At 30.4% G+C, this 22,098-nt stretch carries 20 protein-coding genes and 1 pseudogene; 15 read left to right on the top strand and 6 right to left on the bottom strand.

All coding sequences use genetic code 11. From position 1 onward, the window contains the following. Positions 1 to 243: 243 nt before the first annotated feature. From FGK85_RS10635 to FGK85_RS10610, 6 genes and pseudogenes are all read left to right on the top strand, one after another. Positions 244 to 2,124 carry an OPT family oligopeptide transporter gene (locus FGK85_RS10635; RefSeq protein WP_138206442.1) on the top strand — a complete coding sequence of 627 codons (1,881 nt, stop codon included), beginning with the start codon at positions 244 to 246 and terminating at the stop codon, positions 2,122 to 2,124. Beyond that, positions 2,117 to 2,482, top strand: coding sequence for a PqqD family protein (locus FGK85_RS10630; protein ID WP_138206440.1), 366 nt, complete (start codon positions 2,117 to 2,119; stop codon positions 2,480 to 2,482). Before FGK85_RS10635 ends, FGK85_RS10630 begins: the two co-directional genes overlap by 8 nt. Before the next feature lie 306 nt (positions 2,483 to 2,788). Then, a pseudogene (locus FGK85_RS10625) lies at positions 2,789 to 3,253 on the top strand (nicotinamide-nucleotide amidohydrolase family protein); the annotation flags it as partial. Positions 3,254 to 3,261: 8 nt separating this feature from the next. Next, a complete protein-coding gene (locus FGK85_RS10620) occupies positions 3,262 to 3,954 on the top strand; it encodes a methionine synthase (RefSeq protein ID WP_138206436.1) in 693 nt (230 codons plus the stop codon). Then, positions 3,932 to 6,322, top strand: a complete 2,391-nt coding sequence (locus FGK85_RS10615; protein WP_138206434.1) for a homocysteine S-methyltransferase family protein — start codon at positions 3,932 to 3,934, stop codon at positions 6,320 to 6,322. Before FGK85_RS10620 ends, FGK85_RS10615 begins: the two co-directional genes overlap by 23 nt. 237 nt (positions 6,323 to 6,559) lie before the next feature. Beyond that, positions 6,560 to 7,750: a dicarboxylate/amino acid:cation symporter gene (locus FGK85_RS10610; RefSeq protein ID WP_138206432.1), complete on the top strand. Its 1,191-nt coding sequence runs from the start codon at positions 6,560 to 6,562 to the stop codon at positions 7,748 to 7,750. A 264-nt stretch (positions 7,751 to 8,014) separates the two neighbouring features. On the opposite strand, the gene FGK85_RS10605 is transcribed toward FGK85_RS10610, so the two are convergent. Together FGK85_RS10605 and FGK85_RS10600 are read right to left on the bottom strand one after the other, a co-directional pair. Next, positions 8,015 to 8,524 carry a ferritin gene (locus FGK85_RS10605; RefSeq protein ID WP_138206430.1) on the bottom strand — a complete coding sequence of 170 codons (510 nt, stop codon included), beginning with the start codon at positions 8,522 to 8,524 and terminating at the stop codon, positions 8,015 to 8,017. A 120-nt stretch (positions 8,525 to 8,644) separates the two neighbouring features. Continuing rightward, entirely contained in the window at positions 8,645 to 9,847 is a 1,203-nt protein-coding gene (locus FGK85_RS10600) for a S8 family serine peptidase (protein WP_138206428.1), read from the bottom strand. 152 nt (positions 9,848 to 9,999) lie between these two features. Between FGK85_RS10600 and FGK85_RS10595 the strand changes: the two genes are divergently transcribed. Beyond that, positions 10,000 to 10,182, top strand: a complete 183-nt coding sequence (locus FGK85_RS10595; RefSeq protein WP_138206426.1) for an FmdB family zinc ribbon protein — start codon at positions 10,000 to 10,002, stop codon at positions 10,180 to 10,182. Positions 10,183 to 10,318: 136 nt separating this feature from the next. Here FGK85_RS10595 and FGK85_RS10590 read toward each other — a convergent pair whose 3' ends face one another. The 4 genes from FGK85_RS10590 to FGK85_RS10575 all read right to left on the bottom strand — a co-directional run bounded on the left by FGK85_RS10590 (position 10,319) and on the right by FGK85_RS10575 (position 12,964). Further along, positions 10,319 to 11,215: a selenium metabolism-associated LysR family transcriptional regulator gene (locus FGK85_RS10590; protein ID WP_138206424.1), complete on the bottom strand. Its 897-nt coding sequence runs from the start codon at positions 11,213 to 11,215 to the stop codon at positions 10,319 to 10,321. Positions 11,216 to 11,241: 26 nt separating this feature from the next. Next, complete coding sequence (locus FGK85_RS10585; RefSeq protein ID WP_138206422.1) at positions 11,242 to 11,673, bottom strand: DMT family transporter; 432 nt, start codon at positions 11,671 to 11,673, stop codon at positions 11,242 to 11,244. 72 nt (positions 11,674 to 11,745) lie between these two features. Then, positions 11,746 to 12,228: a dUTP diphosphatase gene (locus FGK85_RS10580; protein ID WP_138206420.1), complete on the bottom strand. Its 483-nt coding sequence runs from the start codon at positions 12,226 to 12,228 to the stop codon at positions 11,746 to 11,748. A 193-nt stretch (positions 12,229 to 12,421) separates the two neighbouring features. After that, positions 12,422 to 12,964 carry a hypothetical protein gene (locus FGK85_RS10575; protein WP_138206418.1) on the bottom strand — a complete coding sequence of 181 codons (543 nt, stop codon included), beginning with the start codon at positions 12,962 to 12,964 and terminating at the stop codon, positions 12,422 to 12,424. Positions 12,965 to 13,174: 210 nt separating this feature from the next. On the opposite strand from FGK85_RS10575, the gene FGK85_RS10570 reads away from it, so the two are divergent. From FGK85_RS10570 to FGK85_RS10535, 8 genes are all read left to right on the top strand, one after another. After that, the gene (locus tag FGK85_RS10570; protein ID WP_138206416.1) at positions 13,175 to 14,431 is read left to right on the top strand and encodes a UDP-N-acetylglucosamine 1-carboxyvinyltransferase; all 1,257 of its coding nucleotides are present in this window, start codon (positions 13,175 to 13,177) and stop codon (positions 14,429 to 14,431) included. Between the two features lie 19 nt (positions 14,432 to 14,450). Further along, positions 14,451 to 15,236, top strand: coding sequence for an MBL fold metallo-hydrolase (locus FGK85_RS10565; protein WP_138206414.1), 786 nt, complete (start codon positions 14,451 to 14,453; stop codon positions 15,234 to 15,236). A gap of 12 nt (positions 15,237 to 15,248) precedes the next feature. Next, complete coding sequence (locus FGK85_RS10560; RefSeq protein ID WP_138206412.1) at positions 15,249 to 15,818, top strand: GerMN domain-containing protein; 570 nt, start codon at positions 15,249 to 15,251, stop codon at positions 15,816 to 15,818. 103 nt (positions 15,819 to 15,921) lie between these two features. After that, on the top strand, positions 15,922 to 16,425 hold the full coding sequence (locus FGK85_RS10555; RefSeq protein WP_138206410.1) for an SEC-C metal-binding domain-containing protein: 504 nt from the start codon (positions 15,922 to 15,924) through the stop codon (positions 16,423 to 16,425). A 301-nt stretch (positions 16,426 to 16,726) separates the two neighbouring features. After that, positions 16,727 to 17,206, top strand: a complete 480-nt coding sequence (rlmH, locus tag FGK85_RS10550) for a 23S rRNA (pseudouridine(1915)-N(3))-methyltransferase RlmH (protein WP_138206408.1) — start codon at positions 16,727 to 16,729, stop codon at positions 17,204 to 17,206. Between the two features lie 281 nt (positions 17,207 to 17,487). Beyond that, complete coding sequence (locus FGK85_RS10545; RefSeq protein WP_138206406.1) at positions 17,488 to 20,742, top strand: Eco57I restriction-modification methylase domain-containing protein; 3,255 nt, start codon at positions 17,488 to 17,490, stop codon at positions 20,740 to 20,742. 115 nt (positions 20,743 to 20,857) lie between these two features. Continuing rightward, positions 20,858 to 21,289 carry a hypothetical protein gene (locus FGK85_RS10540; RefSeq protein WP_138206404.1) on the top strand — a complete coding sequence of 144 codons (432 nt, stop codon included), beginning with the start codon at positions 20,858 to 20,860 and terminating at the stop codon, positions 21,287 to 21,289. Between the two features lie 274 nt (positions 21,290 to 21,563). Next, on the top strand, positions 21,564 to 21,929 hold the full coding sequence (locus tag FGK85_RS10535; protein ID WP_138206402.1) for a hypothetical protein: 366 nt from the start codon (positions 21,564 to 21,566) through the stop codon (positions 21,927 to 21,929). Positions 21,930 to 22,098 lie beyond the last annotated feature (169 nt).

Here is a 22,098-nt window from a genome sequence, read left to right as displayed (position 1 = left end):
AATGAATATTGTTATAAATAATTAAACATAAGATAAAATATTCTAAATAAAATTAAATTTTATTAAATTTTTACTTGAAATTATTTGACATTATTAATTCATATAATTATAATACTAGTTGGAAATATTTAAATTTTCAGCATTATTAAATATATACAACTAGGGGGAATTTAAGTGGAAGCTAGAAAACTAAAGAAAGAAGAGAGTACTAAGAGAAAGAAGCTATCTCACGGAGCATATGAAATGATACCTGGTGATCAATATGAGCCATTTGTTTCATCAGACATTACTATGCCAGAACTTACATTACAAGCAATAGTCTTAGGATGTATATTGTCCATAGTTTTTGGTGCAGCTAATGCATATCTTGGATTAAGACTAGGACAAACTGTTGGGGCGTCTGTTCCTTGTGCAGTTACTTCAATGGCTATTCTTAGAGGAATATTGAAAAGAGGAACTATACTAGAAAATAATATGGTACAAACCATAGGATCAGCAGGGGAATCTATAGCCGGTGGAGTTATATTTACAGTACCAGCACTTATAGTATGGGGTATGGAAGTTAGTGTGACTCAAGTAGCTATTATGGCACTTGTAGGAGGAACATTAGGAGTATTAATACTTATACCACTTAGAAGATATTTTGTATCTGATCAGCATGGTGAATTACCATTCCCAGATGGAACTGCTTGTGCAGAAGTACTAGTTGCAGGAGAATCCGGTGGTAAATCAGCTAAAATGCTGTTTATTGGTGGAGGCTTGTCAGGTCTTTACACCCTTTGTGTAAACGGATTCAAGCTTTGGGAAAGTGGAGTTGGAACTCTAATAAAGGGATTCCAAAATGCATTCATAGGAATAGAAGCTACACCAGCACTTTTAGGTGTAGGATATGTTATGGGACCTAGAATATCTGCAATAATGTTCTCAGGTGCAGCATTAGGTTGGTTAGTAATTATACCTTTAATAAAATATTTTGGAGCAGGTCTTACAGCAGCAGTATATCCAGCTACTGTTCCAATAGCAGAACTTGGAGTTAAAGAAGTTTGGAGTTTTTATTTAAGATACATAGGAGCTGGTGCGGTTGTATTTGGTGGAGTTTGGAGCTTTATAAAAGTAATACCTGTAATGTTTAAAAGCTTTAAAATGGGATTTGAACAATTAAGCAATGGAAATTCAGGAAGTGGTATGAAAAGAACAGATAACGACTTAAATATGGTTGTTGTACTGGGTTTAATAGGAATAATCTTTGTATTTATAGCATTTTTCCCACCACTAAAATTAGGATTTGTTAGAGCATTACTAGTTCTTATATTTACAACTTTATTTGTGCCAGTAGCAGCTAAAATGGTTGGACTTACATCAAATAACCCAATATCAGGAATGACTATAGCAACATTATTAGTTACTTCACTTATACTAAAAGCTATGGGAAGTACAGGAGAAAAAGGTATGCTTGCAGCATTATCTGTAGGAGTTATAGTATGTATTGCTGTAGGTATCACAGGGGATACTTCTCAAGATTTAAAAACAGGATTTTTAGTTGGAGCAACTCCAAAGAAGCAACAAATAGGAGAGTTAATAGGAGTTGTATCATCAGCTTTGGTTATTGGATTTGTAATTAATCTATTAAATAAAGCTTATGGAATAGGTTCAGAAGCTTTGCCAGCACCACAGGCAACACTAATGTCATTAGTTGTTAAAGGGGTGTTTACAGGCAACCTTCCTTGGATATTATTATTCATAGGAATGGCTATTGGTGCGGTAGTTGAACTTTTAGGAATTCCAGTTCTTCCATTTGCTATAGGTCTTTACCTACCAATATCTCTATCAACAGCACCTATTCTTGGAGGTTTCATAAGAGGAATGCTAGAAAAGAGAAAAAAAGGAGAGGAACTAGCTTTAAGAAGAGAATCAGGAATATTAATAGCATCAGGCTTTGTAGCTGGGGACTCATTAATGGGAGTTATACTTGCGGTATTTGCATATTTCGGAGTTAATATGGGATTTGGAGAAAAGATAGGATTTTTACATAATCCAATAGTATCCTTAATACCATATGCATTGCTTTGGTGTGTATTATTATACTATTCTAATATAAGAAAGCCAGATGAATTAAATGAGTAAAAGGGTAAAAACTCATAATAATTTATTGGAATATATACCTGTAAAAGCCAACCCTTATATAGATGAGAAAAGGGAAGATAATTCTAATATTACTTTGGTTATAAAAAGACAGGGTAAATTAGATAAATTGCTTTTAAAGATATTTAGAAAAGCACATAAGGAATTATACGTGCATCTAGATGAAATAGGGTCTTACACATGGGAAAATATAGATGGCAAAAGGACAGTTTATGAATTAGCAAAAGAGTTTATGACAAGTTATAATGTAGAAGAAATTGAAGCATTAAATAGAATGGGTACATTTATAAGAATATTGAACAATAATAAATTTATAAGATTAATAAAACCTACCACATAATAGAGGCACCGGATATAATCCGGTGCTTTTTAAATATAATTTAAAAAAACTTCTATGATATTATTTAATTTTTATTTATAATAAGAAATAAAAAGTAACAAAACATTGAGAAAAACACATGTAAGGACAGTTATATAGAAGACATTTGATTAATAATATGCTTCAATATTTTGTAAAAATAACATTCAATAAAATGATATACTTATAATAAAGGATTGAATATATAAATAAAATTCTTGTATGAGTATATACGAGATATTATAGAAAGAGGGAATAAATATGAAAGCAGAAGGAAATACCACCATAGAGGATGAAGTGGCTAAAATTTTAATAAAAAACAAATTAACTATATCTACGGCAGAATCTTGTACTGGAGGACTTTTAGCAGGAAGGTTAATAAATTATCCTGGTATATCCTCTGTATTTTTAGAAGGAGCAGTTACTTATAGTAATGAAGCAAAAATTAAAAGGTTAGGTGTTAAAAAAGAGACATTAGACAGGTACGATGCAGTTAGTGCTGAAACTGCAGCAGAAATGGCGGAAGGTATAGCAAAATCAGCAGGTACGCATATAGGATTGTCTACTACAGGAATAGCTGGCCCAGGGGGAGGAACAGAAGAAAGACCAGTGGGCTTAGTTTATTTAGGTCTTTATATAAATGGAGAAGTGAAGACCAAGGAGTTAAATTTAAGTGGCAATAGACAAAAGGTAAGGGAAGCGGCTGTTATCAAATCACTAGATTGGTTGAGAAGAGAATTAATTGGGAAGTAGTGATCTTTATGGCAATATATAAAAAGGAAGTGCTTAGATATTTAGGTTATAGGGGACAATATATAGATGAAAATATAGATAAGCTTATAGATGATTGTATAGAGGAAACAGAAGAAGCTGTTCAGGAGAATTTTTTGTACAATGTATTTCCAATAATAAAAAAAGAAGAGGGCATAGAACTTAAGGGTACAAATATTGTATTAAAGGGAAGGGATATTGAAAATCATTTATGTAATGCTAAAAGCTGCGCTGTTATGGCAGTTACGATAGGTGGTATAGTAGAAAAAAACATAAGGTATTATGTAAGAGTTAATCTTACCAAGGCAGCAATACTAGATGCCTGTGCTACTGCAGCAGTGGAGGTTTTATGTGATAAGGTAGAGGGCGATATTAAGAGCTTTGCAAATAAACAAGGTTTATTTATTACCCATAGGTATAGCCCTGGATATGGTGACTTTAATATAGAAATTCAAAAGGATATACTTAGAGCTTTAGGGGCTTATAAGATAGGCCTTACTTGTACTGACAACTTTATTCTAATGCCAAGAAAATCTGTAACTGCATTAATAGGAATTTGGGACAAAGAATTTAATAAAAAAGGAATTGAAGATAAAGAATTTAATAAAAAAGCACATTGTAAAAATTGTAGTAATTATAAAAGTTGCATATACAGAAAGGATGAGGGCTATTGTGATCATTAGAGAGAGATTAGGCAAAGAAATCTTATTTTTTGATGGGGCTATGGGCACTATGCTCCAAAAAAGCGGTTTGCTGGCAGGAGAGATTCCAGAGACTTATAACATACTTCAACCAAACAAAATTACTGAAATACATCAAAAATATATAAAAGCAGGGGCAGATATAATTACTACTAATACCTTTGGTGCTAATGAGTATAAGCTAAAGGATACTAATTTTACCGTAGAAGAGGTAGTTGAAAGTGCAGTAAACATTGCTAAAAAAGTTGGCAATGGTAAATATGTAGCTCTAGATGTGGGACCTATTGGACAACTTTTAGAGCCTATGGGGATTTTAAGTTTTGAAGAGGCTTACAATATATTTAAAAGGCAAATAGTAGCAGGATATAAGGCTGGCTGTGATCTTATATTAATAGAAACTATGTCGGATATATATGAGGCTAAGGCGGCAGTATTAGCTGCTAAGGAGAATACAGATTTACCAGTACTATGTACCATGACCTTTGGGAAAGATGGAAGAACTTTAAGTGGAACAGATCCTCTAACTATGGTGACTATATTGGAAAGCTTAGGGGTGGATGCACTGGGAGTTAATTGTTCCTTTGGCCCTAAAGAAATTAAAGGTATCCTTAGAGAGATTTGCAACTATGCTCATTTACCTATTATGGTTCAACCTAATGCAGGGTTACCACAAATGCAAGATGGAAAGCTATCTTATAGCTTAAAACCAGAAGAGTTTGCAATAAGTATTAAGGATATTGCACAAATGGGTGCTAGTATTTTGGGTGGATGTTGCGGAACAGACGAAAGGTATATAGAAGAGACTGTAAATCTAATTAAAGGCATGAAAGTAGTAAAAACTTGTGCACCTAAAATAACTACTCTATGTAGTTCTTCCAAGACCATTATAATAGATGAAGGAGCCAAGGTTGTAAGTGATAGGATAAATCCCACAGGTAAAAAGGACTTTAAAGAAGCATTAGAAAATGAAGACATGGATTTTCTACTTAATCAGGTGGTTGAGCAAAAGGACAGTGGTGTGGATTTTATAGATATAAATTTAGGTTTACCTGGAATAGATGAGAAAGGGGTTATGGTAAAGGCTATAAAGGAAATCCAAGGGATTATAAATACCCCTCTTCAAATTGATAGTTCTGACAGCAAGGTTATTGAGGCAGCTGTTAGAGTATATAATGGTAAGCCAATTATAAATTCTGTAAATGGCAGAAAAGAAGTCATGGAAAAAATATTTCCTATAGTTAAGAAATATGGTGCTTGCGTAATAGGATTAACTTTAGATGAGAATGGAGTACCAGCTACTGCAGAGGAAAGATTTGATATCGCAAAAAAAATAGTAGATAAGGCTGAAGAATATGGTATTCCTAAGGAAAATATATTAATAGATTCATTGGTGCTTACAGTATCAGCGCAACAGAAAGAAGCTATAGAAACTTTAAAAACTGTTAGATTAGTAAAAGAAAGATTAGGAGTTAAAACTTTACTAGGAATAACTAATATATCTTTTGGACTTCCTAATAGAGGACTTTTAGACAGAACATATCTATCCATGGCATTGGCTATGGGAGTTGATGCAGTGATAATAAATCCTATGGATAAGGAAGCTATGAACACTGTATATGCTTATAGAGTTATTGCTGGAGAGGATATTGGAGGAAAGAACTATGTGGAAAAAATAGTTCCATCTAAAGATAAATATAAACCGGAGATTCAAGGGAAAAGTAAAAGTTTAAGGCATATGGTTATATCTGGGCTAAAGGAAGAAACCGTAAATACCACAAAGGAGCTTTTAAATTCCAAAAGCTCACTAGAAATTATAGAAGAATATTTGATACCTGCATTAGATGAAGTGGGTAAAAAATATGAAGAGGGAGAAATATTTTTACCTCAGCTTATCCAATCGGCAGAAACAGTTAAAAGTGCTTTTAATATAATAAAAAATAAAATCAGAGAGCAGGGAAAAAAAGAGATCTATAAGGGAGAAATAATATTAGCCACAGTACAAGGCGATATCCATGATATAGGAAAAAATATAGTTAAATTACTTTTAGAAAACTATGGATTTAAAGTAATTGACCTAGGAAAAGATGTGCCTGTTAAAAAGGTAGTGGAAGAAGCAAAAGTAAGGGGTACAAAGTTAGTGGGATTAAGTGCTCTAATGACCACTACTGTAAAGAGTATGGAAGAGACTATTAAAGCGTTAAAAGAAGCTGGATTAGAGGTAGAAGTTTTTGTAGGTGGTGCGGTTTTAAATCCAGACTACGCAAAAAATATAGGTGCTCATTACTATGCAAAAGATGCTAGAGAATCCGTTAAAATAGCTCAAGAAATATTTAAGGATCTTACAAATTAAAGAGAAATATGGGAAAGTTACAAGTATATAATTAATATTATAATAAAATTATAAAGAGTGTACTGAAGAAATATGTTGACATGCTTTAAAAAAGATGTTAACATATTTTTTAATTTATAAAATACAAATGTATTTACGAGACGTACATGAAATGAAAAAGGGGGTAAAAATAGGTGACTTTAGAGGATAGTAAAACTTAGTTAAAAAATCGTATATAAATAAGAAAGGGGCTAACAAATGAAAAAAATGGGTTTATTACCAAGACTTATATTAGGGATAATTTTAGGTATTATTATTGGGGTTGTATCATCAAAAGTAGGAAATTACGCTATACCTAGAATTTTTGTTACATTTAGTGAATTATTTGGGGCTTTTTTAGGATTTATAATTCCGTGTATAATAATAGCTTTTGTGGCACCAGGAATTGCTGAGCTGGGAAAAGAATCAGGAAAACTATTAGCTTTGACAGCTGCTATTGCATACATTTCAACAATAATAGCGGGTACGGTTTCATATTTTATAGGAATGTCTATTTTGCCTAAGGTACTAAAGGCAGAAGAAATAGCAAAAAAAGCAGGAGTAGATATAAAGCCCTATTTTTCGTTAAAGATAGATCCTATTATGGGAGTAATGACAGCTCTTGTAATGGCTTTTATGCTTGGAGTTGGAATGTCAAAAATTAAAGGAAGAACATTATTTAATAGTGCAAAAGATTTTCAACACATAATATCTTTAGTAGTTAAAAATATATTAATACCGTTTGTACCAGTATACATTATAGGTATATTTGTTAAATTAACTATTTCCGGGGACATATTTAGAACGTTAAAGGCATTCTCATCAGTATATATTATTTTATTTTTACTTCAAATAGCTTATTTAGTAGGACAGTATAGTATTGCATGGATGATAAGTGGAAAAAAGCCTTTTAAGTCTATTAAGAACATGATGCCAGCATATTTTACCGCTTTGGGAACTCAATCATCAGCGGCAACTATACCTGTAACTTTGCAAAGTGCAAGGAAGAATAGTATTTCAGAGGACATAAATGATTTTGTCATTCCATTGTGTGCTACTATACACTTAGCAGGAGATACAATAACGTTAGTATTAGCATCTATGGGAGTTATGATTATGAATGGTGCTATGCCAACCTTTGGTACTATGTTTCCATTTATATTAATGCTAGGGGTAACTATGGTAGCAGCACCTGGAATACCAGGGGGAGGAGTTATGGCATCTTTAGGACTCCTTCAAGATATGCTTATGTTTAATCCAGCCCAGCAAGGACTTATGATTGCTCTCCATGCTGCACAGGATAGCTTTGGTACAGCTACCAATGTTACAGGAGATGGAGCTATAGCAATAATTGTAGATGCTGTTGCTAAAAGAAGCGAAGTTAAAGAAGCTCTAAGGTTAGTTCAATAGTTCTAAAATTCATATTCATTACGCTATTAAAAGCATTGTTTTTAAGGTTATGTGTAAATCGTCAAGGGTATAGAACAGCCTACTAAAGTAGGATTTTTATCCGCTTCTCTATAGAAAATCTTTAAGTTAAGCTAAAAAAGATAACATAATTTCACAACGAACGTGAAATTATGTTATCTTTTACTAACCTACTAACCTACTAGCCTACTATAGCTCACTAGTTTACTACCACTTAAGCATAAATTGCCCCGCAATTTATGCTTTTTAGTTAGTAACTGGTGGTGTGAAAGTTCTTTGAGCAAGCTCAGAGTCTAACATAAATAAACCGTGGCTGTCGTCTTTTAATAATTTTAGTTTTTTTACAAGCTTACTAAAAGTAGCTTCTTCTTCTACTTGTTCGTCTATATACCATTTTAAGAAGCTTATAGTAGCATGTTCTCTTTCGTCTGTAGCTATGTCACTTAAATGATAAATTCTGCTAGTTACTAATTTTTCGTGTTCTAAAGCCTTCTCAAATACATCTAAAGCAGAATCATATTCATTGCAAGGCTTTTCTATAGCATCTAAAGTAACTCTTCCATCCATTTCATTTATATAATTAAAAATTTTCATTGCATGAAATCTTTCTTCTTCTGCTTGAACTTTAAAGAAATTTGCAAAACCCTCTAAATCTAATGACTCACAATAGGCTGCCATTGCTAGGTAAAGGTATTCAGAATAAAATTCATAATTAACCTGTTTGTTTAGTTCATCAAATAATCTTTGGCTGATCATAGTATAACCACTCCTTGTAAATAGTATTTAATAATAAATATTATTAGTTAATTAAATTATATTATTTATTATGGCTATTTGCAAGGAATAGTATTAGTAGTTATGTGAAAATACATTGTATTAGGGAAGAAGTTTACCTATATCTATTACCCCATTGCCCTGTATATTTTTAGGCATATTTAATAAATTACAAGAAACCTTTAGTAAGGATAAAATATCTTTAAATTTTAGGTTAGGGTTATTTTCTAACAGTAGTGCACAGAGGCCGCATATATATGCTGTAGCACAAGAAGTACCAGTATATGAGGTGTATGGATTTTTAATTGGCTTAGGATAAATTTTCATGTTATTTCTCTCTGATAAATAGGATGAATCAGTATTTAAAGATGTTATGTCTACACAAGCAGCTACTAAGTCAGGCTTTTGAAAGTTTTTATAAGGGCCTGAGGAGGAAAACTCATAAGGTTTAGGAGGAATACAACTAGTGTCTATTCCGCCTACAGTAATACAACTATTTAGGGTAGCAATACCTCTTATGGAGTTTTGTGCATTTCCATTATGACCTGCGGGCACTAGAACTGTTATACCCTTTTCATCTGCTTTTTTAAAAAGAGTGTTAAATAAAGAGAGTATAAAATTATCATTATTCAAATATTCAAAAGGGAGACAAATTAACTTTATATTGTTTACATCACTTTCAGTTATTAGGGTTTCTAAGGCAAATAATATGTCAGAGATATAGCCTTTTCCAATGCCATTAAAAGCTTTTATACAGTACAGATGACTGTTTTCTGAAATGCCTTTAAATTTGCCATTAGAAGCTTCACCACTACCACATAGGACACCGCTTATAAATGTCCCATGGCCATTGTCATCATAGGGATATTTATAATCTTTCACTAAATCTTTAAATTCTATTATTTTGTTATAGGGTTTTTTTAAATCCTCATGGGGATAAACGCCAGTGTCTATTAATCCTATGCCGATTCCTCTACCAGTTAACTTGTAATTCCCCTTAAGAGAAATTTTATTAGCTTCTGCTACTCCTTGTTCCTCTCCGCATAATATAGCCATTTCGTCAAAACAAGCATAATCTATTTCTGGATGTTCTAGTAGTCTATTAAGGGTATAAGGTGATACATAAGCACAAAAGGTATTTATACTCTCCATATGCCTAATTATGCTACCTTTATAGTTATTAATTTTATTTTCCATTTTTTTTCTTAAGGCTTTGTAATGAATCAGAACTCTATAATTTTTATACACATTGTTATTTAGTGAGAGTCTTAGATTTTTTTCCATCTTATTTTTAAGTGATAACATTTATATAAAAAACCCCCTAAAAGTGTTACATTATATTATAGTTTAAAATGAAGCTAAGTGTTAAAATAAAGGTAAGGTTTTATAGTTTAGTATATGAAGTAAAAAGCTTTAAAATTATATATATTTAAAAATTATATTATTGGAGGGATATTATGCCTGTAATTGATTTTAAATGCAAAAAATGCGGAAGTGAGTTTTTTGAAATAGCTGCTCATGATGAACAAGTGGAATGCCCAAAATGCGGAAGTAATGAAGTGGAAAGGGTATATAAGGGGAAGTACTACGGAAAGGGTAATTGTAGTGGAAATTGCTCTTGTTGTGGAGGATGTCATTAAGGTTAAATGTAAAGGAGCTGTTGTATAAGAAATTACATATAATATATTGTCTCGTAAATTTAAAATTAGTACAATATATTATAGTATTTGTCTTAGTGCAACAGCTCCTATTTACCACATGTAAAATATCATTGTATTACAATTTAAGATTGTACTCATCAGCACAAAGTTTCAAGAAAGCCTTTCCACAAGGGGTTAATGTGCGTTTAGAATTTATAATTAAGTAGATTCCTCTGTTTATATTTATATCTTTTATCTTACTTATTTTTAGTTTATTAGAGTTAGAGCAGTTTTCGAAAATCTTCTTTGAGACTATGGAGATTCCCATACCTGTGTTTACAAATTGAATTAAAGTGTCTATGTTATTTACTTCGCATATGACATTTAAAGAGTTTAAATTTATTCCATATTTTTTAAACTCAGATTCCATAGTAGCTCTAGTAGCAGAAGATTTCTCTCTCATTATAAATTTTTGCTTTTTTAAAGTATCTACATCGATTATATCTGGTAGATTTAAACTTTTGCTGGAAATTACTACAAGTTCATCCTCTAGTAGTTTGTAAGTCTTTATTTTATCGTCTTCTATGTATGTCCCAATTATTCCTAGCTCATCATTAAGATTTAGTATGTTTTTAACAATATTTCCAGAACTAAGTTCCTTTACATCAAAAGTAGTTTCAGGATATTTATCACTAAACTTTAAAACTAATTTTGGAACTATAGAATTACAAGGAGTGGTACTGGCTAATAGGCTTAGTCTACCACATATATTATTGTTAAAACAAGAAATATTGCTAACAGCATTATTTCTAATATTAATTATGTCTATGGCATATTCAAGAAAAGATTCTCCAGCTGGTGTTAAATTTACTTCCTTAGAAGTCCTATCAAAGAGTTGTACATTTAAATCCTTTTCTAAACTAGAAATATGAGAGCTTATAGTAGGTTGTGATAAAAAGATATCGTTTGCAGCTTTTGAAAAGCTTTTTAGCTTGGCAACGCTTATAAAAGCTTCTATTTGCTTGAAGTCCATGAACCATCCCCCTTAAAATTAATAAATTAACCCTTCCATTTAAAAAGTATAATGCCAAATATCATCAGCCCTATGCCAATATATTTAGTTATACCAAAATGTAATTTTTCACTACCAAAAAGTCCAAAGGCATCTATTAAGCCTGCAGCTGCCAATTGGGCTACTAATATGGTAGCTATAGAGCATGTTGGGCCTAACTTCTCTATACCTTCCATGACCGTAAAGATTATTATTACCCCTAAAACACCTCCAAGAAGATATAATTTGTTTACAGATTTGATGTTTTTAAAGTTACCTTTTCCAGCTAGAAATAAAATTATTAAAGTAATAACAAAGCCAGTGCCTTGCACAAAGACATTTGTTTCCCAGGTTCCTATTTTTTCGCCTAATCTAGTATTAAAAACTCCCTGTAGACTCATAGAAATTCCGGATATTATTGACATTAGAATTCCAAGCATAATATCACCCTCCCATATTATTTTAACCATAATACTAATAATGTATTACTGAAATACGGGAGGTGAAAAATATTAATAACCTTCTTCTTGGCGTTTGTGGTTTATTTGATTCTTTTCTAAATATCCATTTTCTATATCATCTATTGAAAAATCCAAGCTAAGTCCTAATGAAATAAAGTCTTGGAATAGCGTTATATAGTGGTCTCTTGAGTTACAGGTTATGAAGTCATTTATATCTATAAATAAGTTTAAAAATTGATCTGTAATTTCAGTATCAGATTTATTTGGTGTAAATGTTATATTATCATAATTTTTATCAAGACCAATGCTTAATATGAAATGAAGACAATCCACATATTCTTCAAGAATTACACTTTTACTTGAAGGTCCTTTATTGCTCCAATACTTAAAACATCGAGTTTCATTAGCTAATTCTCCAATTTCAACTTGTAAAGCCAGTATTTTTTTAGACAAAAGTGGACCCGTTAAATGGTGTGCTTGCTCTATATGATTATTTAGATCCCTTTGTAAGGAGAACAATTTGTCAAATTTCATAAATAAAAGCCGCCTTTCTAATTTTAAATTATAAGTATATTTTATCGAATTTTTGATAATATTGAAAGTTTATGAAACGATTACAGATAAAAATTATAAAATAATATTTAGAAAAGTATGGCTATTAGTTTTATTTAAGACAATAAATAACAATTCTATTTTATGACAATTATTTATAAAGCACTTATGCACTTTAGTAATCTCTCAATTCATATTTTTTAATACTGGAATCTCTCCTATTATTTGAATTTTTCCAAACCTCTATCCTATTGATTTTAAAGGTATAGTTTGGGTTTGAGTTCCATAAAGGATGAAAATTATTATTTTTAATAAAATAATTCCTTTTGTTATTGAGTATATTGGCTAAAGGAATGTAAAGTTCCTCATCTTCCTTTTGCGTTTTAACAGGAAAACCAGATAGAGATAAGGTTTCATTTAAATTTCTAGATATTCTAGTTATATATCCTTTATTTTCAACCTTTAAGCTAATAAGTTTGTTATTTTCATCTACTAATATATTATTATTTAATTGAATTTTAAATTTTTTGTAAGGCTTTAAAACCTTATGTATTATGGAATCTAAATCTTCTATTTTTATATCCCAAACAGTACCAAGATGTATGTATGCACTTGGGAAATTTTTTGTCAATTTATATTTTCTGCAGGTTCTATTAAGAATATTATCCATGTGGTAAGTTGAATTATTATCGAATAAAGCTACTACTTCATATTTCATTTGTATCCCCCAAATTAGTATATTTATTTACTACATTATTATTATATCATATTAGACTTTTTTTTATAATGTTTTAAAGTAAACTTAATAGAAATACAGAAATTACTTGAATATAAATTAAAAAATATTATTAAAAAATAATTAAGTTATGATATAATAATCTTTGTGAATTAATTTTAAAATTATCGTAAGTGAGGATGGATATTATAAATGGAAAAGTTAATTATAAATGGTGGAAACAAGCTTTTTGGAGAAGTGGAAATCAGCGGAGCAAAGAATGCTGCTGTAGCTATATTACCAGCAGCTATATTGGCTAGCGAAGGTGTTTGCAAAATAGATAATATTCCTGACATAGAAGATGTTCATTGTTTAGAGAGAATACTAGAAAACTTAGGTTGTAAAGTAAATAAAGAGAGAAATACTGCACATATAGATAGTAGCAATTTAAATGGAACAGAAGCTTGTACAGAAGATGCTAGAAGGATGAGAGCTTCATATTACCTAATAGGAGCTCTTTTAGGAAGATTTAAAAAGGCAAAGGTTGATCTTCCAGGGGGATGTCCAATAGGGGTAAGACCTATCGACCAGCATATAAAAGGATTTGAGGCATTAGGAGCACATGTGGTTATAGAGCACGGAGCTGTAATAGTGAAGGCGGATAAATTAATAGGAACTAAAATATTTTTTGATGTGGTTAGTGTAGGAGCTACAATTAACGTTATGTTAGCAGCCACATTAGCTGAAGGAGTAACTATACTTGAAAATGTTGCAAAGGAGCCTCATGTAGTAGATGTAGCAAACTTCCTAAACTCAATGGGGGCAAATATAAAAGGCGCAGGAACAGATGTAATTAAGGTTTTTGGTGTGGAAAAGTTAACTGGATGCAACTATAGTGTAATTCCTGATCAAATAGAAGCGGGAACATATATGATAGCTACAGCAGCTTGTGGTGGAGAAGTTACAATTAAAAATGTAATTCCAAAACACTTAGAATCTATTTCTGCAAAACTTGTAGAAACTGGTGTAGAAATTGTTCCAAATGGAGATTCTGTTAAAGTTATAAGTAATAAAGATTTAAATGCAATAAATATAAAAACACTACCTTATCCAGGATTCCCAACAGATATACAGCAACCAATGACTTCATTATTATGTACTGCTAAAGGAAGAAGCATAGTTAATGAAAGTATATGGGAAAACAGATTTAAACATGTGGATGAATTGAAGAAAATGGGTGCTAATGTGAAGGTAGAGGGAAGAACAGCTATAATAGATGGAATTGACAAGCTTACAGGAGCAGTGTTAAAAGCAACAGATTTAAGAGCTGGAGCTGCTATGGTTATAGCTGCTTTGATGGCTGAAGGAGAATCAGAAATAATAGGAATAGAACATATAGATAGAGGATATCCTCACATAGAAGAGAAGTTTAAAGAATTAGGCGCAAATATAAGAAGAGAAGTAGAGTAGAAATGGAGATTGTGTAAATATGATATTTTGTCCTTTATATAGTGGGAGCAGTGGAAATAGCGTTTTTATAGGGACGGACAAAACTAAAATACTAGTGGATGCTGGATTACCAGGGAAACATATAGAAAATGCTTTAAAAGATATAGGAGAAAAGCCGGAGGAAATTGACGGCATATTTGTAACCCATGAGCATATAGACCACATAAAAGGAGTAGGAGTGCTTTCTAGGAAATATGACATACCTATATATGCCAATGCAGATACTTGGGATGCAATGAACCGTAATATAGGCAAAATAAAAGAGCATAATATAAAAATATTCCAAAGTGCACATACTGAAATAAAAGATTTGGACATACTAAATTTTTCAATATCCCATGATGCAGCAAATCCTAATGGATATGTTATTTGCTACAAACAAAAGAAAGCATGTATAGCTACTGACTTAGGACACTTTTCTAAAGAAGTAAAAGACTCTATAAATGACTGTGAAGTAATTCTTCTTGAAAGTAATCATGATGTAGAAATGCTAAAATTCGGTCCATATCCATATAATTTAAAAAGAAGAATTTTAAGTAATGTAGGGCATTTATCTAATGATGATTGCGGCAGGGCTATAGTGGATATAATGAAGGATAAGAAGAAAACTATTTTTTTAGGTCATTTAAGTAATACAAATAATCAACCAGATTTAGCTTATCAAACAGTACTAAATATACTAAACGACAATGGATTAAGACAAGGAATAGATATAGAATTAAAAGTGGCAGAAAGAAGTAAACCCAGTGGGTGTATAAATTTTTAAGGAGTGTTTTATATGAATAGAAAGTTTTGTACATTCTTTACTATGTTATTGTTAGTATGTACAATAACCTTAAGTTTTACAGCTTGTGAAAAGAAGGATAAGATAAGTTCTCTTAATAAGGAAAAATTAGAAAATGTGAAATTATCAGAGAAGGAAAAGGAAAACTTTTTATCCGTAGACCTATATTTTGATAGTTCTAAAAACAAGGGAAAAGAGCAATTTGCTAAAGAGCCTAGGGTAATGAACAAGAAAGAAGTTATTGCTAAAACAGTTATGGAGGAGCTCATAAATGGGCCTTCTACAGAGAGTAAATTAGATCCAATAATAAATAGAGAAACCAGGGTACTCAATATTTCAGTAAAAGATGGTGTAGCCTATGTTAACTTAAGTTCTGAAGCTAAGTCTAAAATGGATAGACAAAAGGAAATAATATGCCTAAAGAGTATAGTATATTCTCTTACTAGCTTAGATTATATAAATAAAGTTAATATACTGATAGAAAATAAAAATATTGATACTTTAGGTGGAAATATAGATATATCAAAACCAATTGGAAGAACAGAAGTAGATGCTATGAAATAGCATTTATGTTCATGTAGTTTATACTTGAAAATAGTTACAAACTTAATTATAATAAGAGATATTTAAAGATTAAAGTAATATTAAGTAAAAGGAGATAGGGATTATGAGTTTATATAAACAATGGACAGACATGGTGGTAGATTATGTTAAGACAAAGGGCGAGCAAGCCTTTTGGGATGAGTATGGTGCTGTAGAAGAGAGTGTATACACTAAACTTTTAGCAACTCACAACAATGAATTAAAAGGAACATTTAAGGAATTAGCAGAAAAATATGATGCATCTACAGTTTTCTTTATGGGATTTTTAGATGGAATTAATGAAAGTTTAGAAGAAGAATTACCTTTAGAAGGCTTTGAAGAAGATACTGAAATAGATGCTAAAATCAACTTTGAAAAGCTATATTTCAATATGTTAGATGCAAAAGCAGACTATCTATATACTTTACCACAATGGGATGGAATATTCTCAGAAGAGAAGAGAAAAGAAATCAAAAAAGCTTGGGCAAATTCTAAAACTGTTGTTAAAGAAGAAAAAATAGGAAGAAATGATCCATGCCCATGCGGAAGCGGTAAAAAATATAAAAAATGCTGTGGTGTTGGAAAGTAGTTTGAATTAATAATTTATAATTAATTGCTAGTTTATTAGAATTGGTTAAAAACATAAGTAAATATTGAGATTTTGTATAAGGGCTGAGGAGTTTGGGTTAATTCTTTAGCCCTTGTTTTTGTTGAAAATTCAGTATAATTTACTAATTTAAAGGAAAGCTAAGATTAGCTTCTTGCTTAAAATATTATTAGAATTGTTGGATAGAGTATAAATAAGAATATCCTTTAAATAAAATTTATTGAATAATATTATATAGAATTGATTCTATATAAAAAACTAATATATTATAAGGGAGACAATAATGAACATAACAATAATTAGTGTAGGAAAACTTAAAGAAAAATACTTAAAGATGGCCATAGATGAATACAGCAAGAGATTAAGCAGGTATTGTAAACTAGATCTTATAGAAGTACCTGATGAAAAAACACCAGATAATGCCTCAGAAAAGGAGGAGTTGTCTATAAAGGAAAAAGAAGGACAGGCTATTTTAAAGCATATTAAAGATAATATGTATGTAGTGGCTTTAGATCTAAAGGGAAAAATGATTTCCTCAGAGGAATTGTCGAACTTCATAGGCGACTGTACCTTAGGTGGAAGCAGCCACATAGCCTTTATAATAGGTGGTTCTCTAGGACTTTCCCAGGAAATTTTAAAAAGGGCAAATTATAAACTCTGCTTTTCAAAGATGACTTTCCCCCATCAACTCTTTAGGGTTATGCTTTTAGAGCAGATTTATAGGGCATTTAGGATTAGGAGTGGAGAACCGTACCATAAATAAGTGCGGTTTTTACTAAAATTAGATGAAGATGTGGTGGTAAGGTAATCCTCCAAGCCACCATGAAATTTCCCGTTAATTATGTTAGTAAAGAGGTTTGTACATAAATATAAATTTATAAAATAGCAATCTATATTAAATAATGGAGATTTTTCAACATTTAATACTAGCTAGTAAAAATATTAAAAATAGTTCTAGCTAGTATTTACAAATGATACTGATTGTCTTATAATAATACTAGCTAGTAAATAATACTGGTAATAAATTTAGCTATAGGGGGATTTATGAAAAAAGATATAATTAAATTAATAGAAGATTATATGTTGAAAAACGGAGAAGAACTAGATAAAAAGATACAAGAAGTAGTAGAAGAATTTTCAGTGAAAAAAAGAAAAAGAACTGAAGAAGATTTTAAAATGGCATTTATACCTTTATTGAATAATGTTGCAGAAGAAATTGGAATAGAATTAAATCCATTATATGAGAACACTGTTTTTAGAGGAAGAATAGACGCATTGTATAATTGTGTAGATTTAGAATATAAAGTTCCAGGAGCTATTGAATCAGCAAATCATTATAATGCTAGAAAATCAGCCAATGAAGCATATATAGAAGAAGTTCAAAGACAGATAAAGGGGTATTCTGATAAAGAGAAAGTAAACTTAGATTCAATATTAGGAATAATATTTGATGGTAATTACTTTATATATGTTCACTACTTAAGTACAGATTGGTATGTATCAGAACCAGAAGATAGAAATAAATTTTCAATAGAAAAATTTTTGAAAAGACTTTTTTCACTTCAACTTGACAATAAGGCTGTAACAATATCTAACTTAGTAAATGACTTTGGATTTAAAAGCAAAATAGCTGAAAATACAATTAATATTTTTTATAAGGCAATTAGAGAAAATATTAATACAAATGTTGGATTAAATTTGATATTTGAACAATGGAAATCATTATTTAGAGAAGTATCTGGATATAGTTATGATACTTTAAAAATAGATTTAAATGAAATTAAATCTATATATGGATTAGATGAAGAAGAAGTAAAATTAGATTATTTAATATTTTCTATCCATACGTATTATGCTTTATTAATAAAAATATTAGTTATAAAAATATTATATCATCATAAAAAGCAAAATGCTTTTCAACATGGATTAAAATATGAAACAAATCGTATTGCATATACAACTATGAAAAATATAGAAAGTGGCGGAAGGTTTAAAGACTTAGGAATAAGGAATTTTCTTGAAGGTGATTTCTTTGGATGGTATTTAAATGTATGGGATAATGATATATATGAAGTAATAGTTGGAATGTTAAAGATGTTTGATGAATATAATTACGATACAATAAATTTAGATGAAGGAAATTCTAGAGATTTATTAAAAAAATTATATAATTATTTATTGCCAAGAAGCTTAAGACATGCTTTGGGAGAATATTATAGCCCTGACTGGTTAGCTCAAAGAACTTATAACTTGCTCAATTTAAATGGTGATATTAATAAAAGCATTCTAGACCCCACTTGTGGGTCAGGAACTTTCATTGTTATTGCAATTAAGGAAATAATAAGAAATAATCAACACCTTGATAAAAAAGAGTTGTTAGATAAAATAATTAATAATATACATGGATTTGATTTAAATCCGTTGGCAGTTATTTCTGCTAGAGCTAATTATATAATTGCATTAGGTGATTTGCTAGATTCAACAACGGAAGAAATTGAATTACCAATATTCCATTGTGATGCTATGCTAACAATATTAGAACAACCTAAAGGTAATCATATTGTTAGAAAACTATCTACAAGGGCTGGTATTTATGAAATACCATTAGAATTAACAGAAAATAAGAAAAGCTTATATCAGATACTTGATATATTTAATAAAAATGTTGAAAATGAACTTGATTTTAATGAAGAATTATGGAGTAAGATTATTAAGTTGTGTCCTAATATAAAAAAGTATGATTTAGACAAGCAACATGAAATAAAAGAATTAACTAACATTTTTTATAAACAAATTGAAGAACTTAAAGGCAAAGGTATAATGGAGGTATGGACACAAATTATAAAGAATGCGTTTGCTCCCATTTTCCATGAAAAAGTAGATTATATAATTGGAAATCCTCCATGGGTGAACTGGCAAACTCTACCAGAGGACTATAGAGAAAGTATTCATGCACATTGGCATAATTATAAAATATTTGATTTTATAGGCTTACAGGCTAGATTAGGAAGTGCACATGATGATATCTCTGTTTTATTGACTTATGTAGTCATGGATAATTTTTTAAAAGATAACGGTCATTTAGGATTTATAATAAATCAGAATTTATTGCAAGCACATGGTGGCGGTGAGGGATTTAGAAAATTTATGATAAGAGAAGAAATCCCAGTTAAAGTTGAAAAAGTTGAGGATTTTGTTGAAGTTCAGCCATTTCAATCATTAGGGGCATCTAATAAAACTGCAATAATAATAATGAAAAAAGGTGAACAGACTAGTTATCCTGTAGACTATAAAAAATGGACTAGAAAAAATAGAGGAATAATAGATAGTGATGATTTATTAGATTCAGTATTAGCAAAATTAAAAGAAGATGATATGGTAGCTGAACCAATTAAATTATCAGAAAATGTGAGTTCTGCATGGATAGTAACGTATGAAGAAGAGCTTGAATTGTTTAAAAGCTTAGTTGGAAATAGTGAGTATAGAGGGCGTAAGGGAATAGACACAAGTGCCAATGGTATATACTGGGTAAATGTAATTGAAGAAAATAGAGGTAAATTACTGATTAAAAGTACCCCAGAAAATAGTAAGAAAGATATTCCAGATGTAACCTGTATAATAGAAAAAGATTTAGTTTATCCATTAGTAAGAGGGAGAGACATCGGAAAATGGAGATATGAGACACCGTATTCTATAATTGTCCCATATCAAGAAAATTTTAAACATCCGCTAGATATGGAGGAATTTAGGGAAAGGTATACTAATACGTATAATTATTTTTATAATAGTAATGTTAATCCTTATTCAGAACAATTTGTACAAATTCTTAAAAGTAGAGGGATATATACTAAACATTATAAAGATACAAGTAAAAAAACAATACCTGTTCATGTTTTATATAATATAGGGGAATATACTAAGGCTCCATATAAAGTGGTGTGGAAAACATTACAGTCTAAAGGCATGAATACGTGTGTTATTAGTAGTAAAGATGGCAAGCTAGTATTACCAGACCATAACAATATTATGGTTCCATTTGACAATGAGAGTGAAGCCCATTATTTATGTGCAATATTAAATTCTAAAATTATCGGAGACTTCGTTGATGCATATATTTCATGGTTTAAATCAGCTCATATTCTTGATAATATAGCAATACCAAAGTTTGATGAAACTAATGAAATTCACGTTAAACTTGCAGAAAAGTCCATGCAGGCACATAGTGAAGTAGGCTTAGAAATTAACAGTATAGAAGCCATTGAGAAAGAAATAAATGAACTTGTTAAAGAAATATTGTAACGATAAGAGGAGTATGTTTTTATACATACTCCTCTTATGTTTACATTACATAGTTTTTTAAAATTATGAAATACTAATACTATATAAAACAGAATAGTGAAAGGAAGAATTATTAATGAATATTATATATAGATACAATGATATACATACAGTTAATATTGGCTTAAAATATAAAGCAGAGATTTATAATGAATTTAAAAGTTTTTATGATAGTCTTAATAATAAAGTTTCTCTTGAGGAATTTTCAATTAAAGAATTTGGAGCTATGGTTGTAGTTGAAAATGAGCAAGAGTTATATAATTTACTTATGACAAATAGTGTTGGTGATGAAATTTCTCAATTAAAAATAAAAGAGGTAGAGGAATGGATATTAGAAGATGATAAAATATATATAATGAAATTTATTACTGCTGATGATAGGTTAGTTGAAGTTATAGTATTAAATAGTATGTTAATAAGTACTATTGCAAATATTAGGCAAATAATAGAGCATAATATTAAAATTATAAAGAGGTATGATGGAAAAAAGCAAATTATTGGATTTTAATAAAATATATCTAATTTTATAACCTATATAGTGAGACATCTAACTAATATAGTTATTTAAATGTCTTATTTTATTTTGAAAGTAAACATATATAAGAAATATAAAATTCAACTATTTTCATGATATAAACTATTGAACATTATGGTGAATTATGCATTGTATATGTAAAAAATAAGTAATTAAATTACATAGTAAATATATATTATTAATATGAAAGCTCTTACTTGTACGAAATACAGGTAAGAGTTATTTTATATTATTGGGAGGTAATAAAATGATAAAAATAGCATATCTAAAAGAAAAGAACAAAATAAAAGCATTACCACTGAAGGTACAAAAAAACATTCTAAGAATACTGAAGGTTATAGAGTCGGAATACGGAAAAAGTAGAAGATATGAAGATTATGGGGGTTATGTTTTGGTTGTAGAGAAGGAAAAGGAAAAGGACTTCGAAGTAATAAAAAATAAAACTTACATTGATTGCGATAACATTATAGCTGAATATGTAGATAAGATAGTATGTAGTGATGGTGAAGTATACACCAATTCATTAATTCTATGCAATAATGATTATGCCATTTCATTAATAATTCCACTAGAATTAACACCACAGAATCTTAAAAATTATATGATTGATTAGAAGCCTTAATTACCAATACAGCGGTAGTTAAGGTTTTTATTATTGTGCGCCCAGCATGGGCGCAATCTAACGGGTGAGAGTCCCGAGCACGGGTTGATAGTGCCAAGTGCATAGCTTAAGACAAGGGTGTCCACCGTGAGGTGGAATCTGAAGGAAGTCGGCGGCAAAA

The sequence above is a fragment of the Haloimpatiens lingqiaonensis genome, assembly GCF_901447495.1.
Classification (GTDB): Bacteria; Bacillota; Clostridia; order Clostridiales; family Clostridiaceae; genus Haloimpatiens; species Haloimpatiens lingqiaonensis.
Note: the sequence above shows the minus strand (reverse complement) of the source record. Positions and strands in the feature narration are given on the sequence as shown.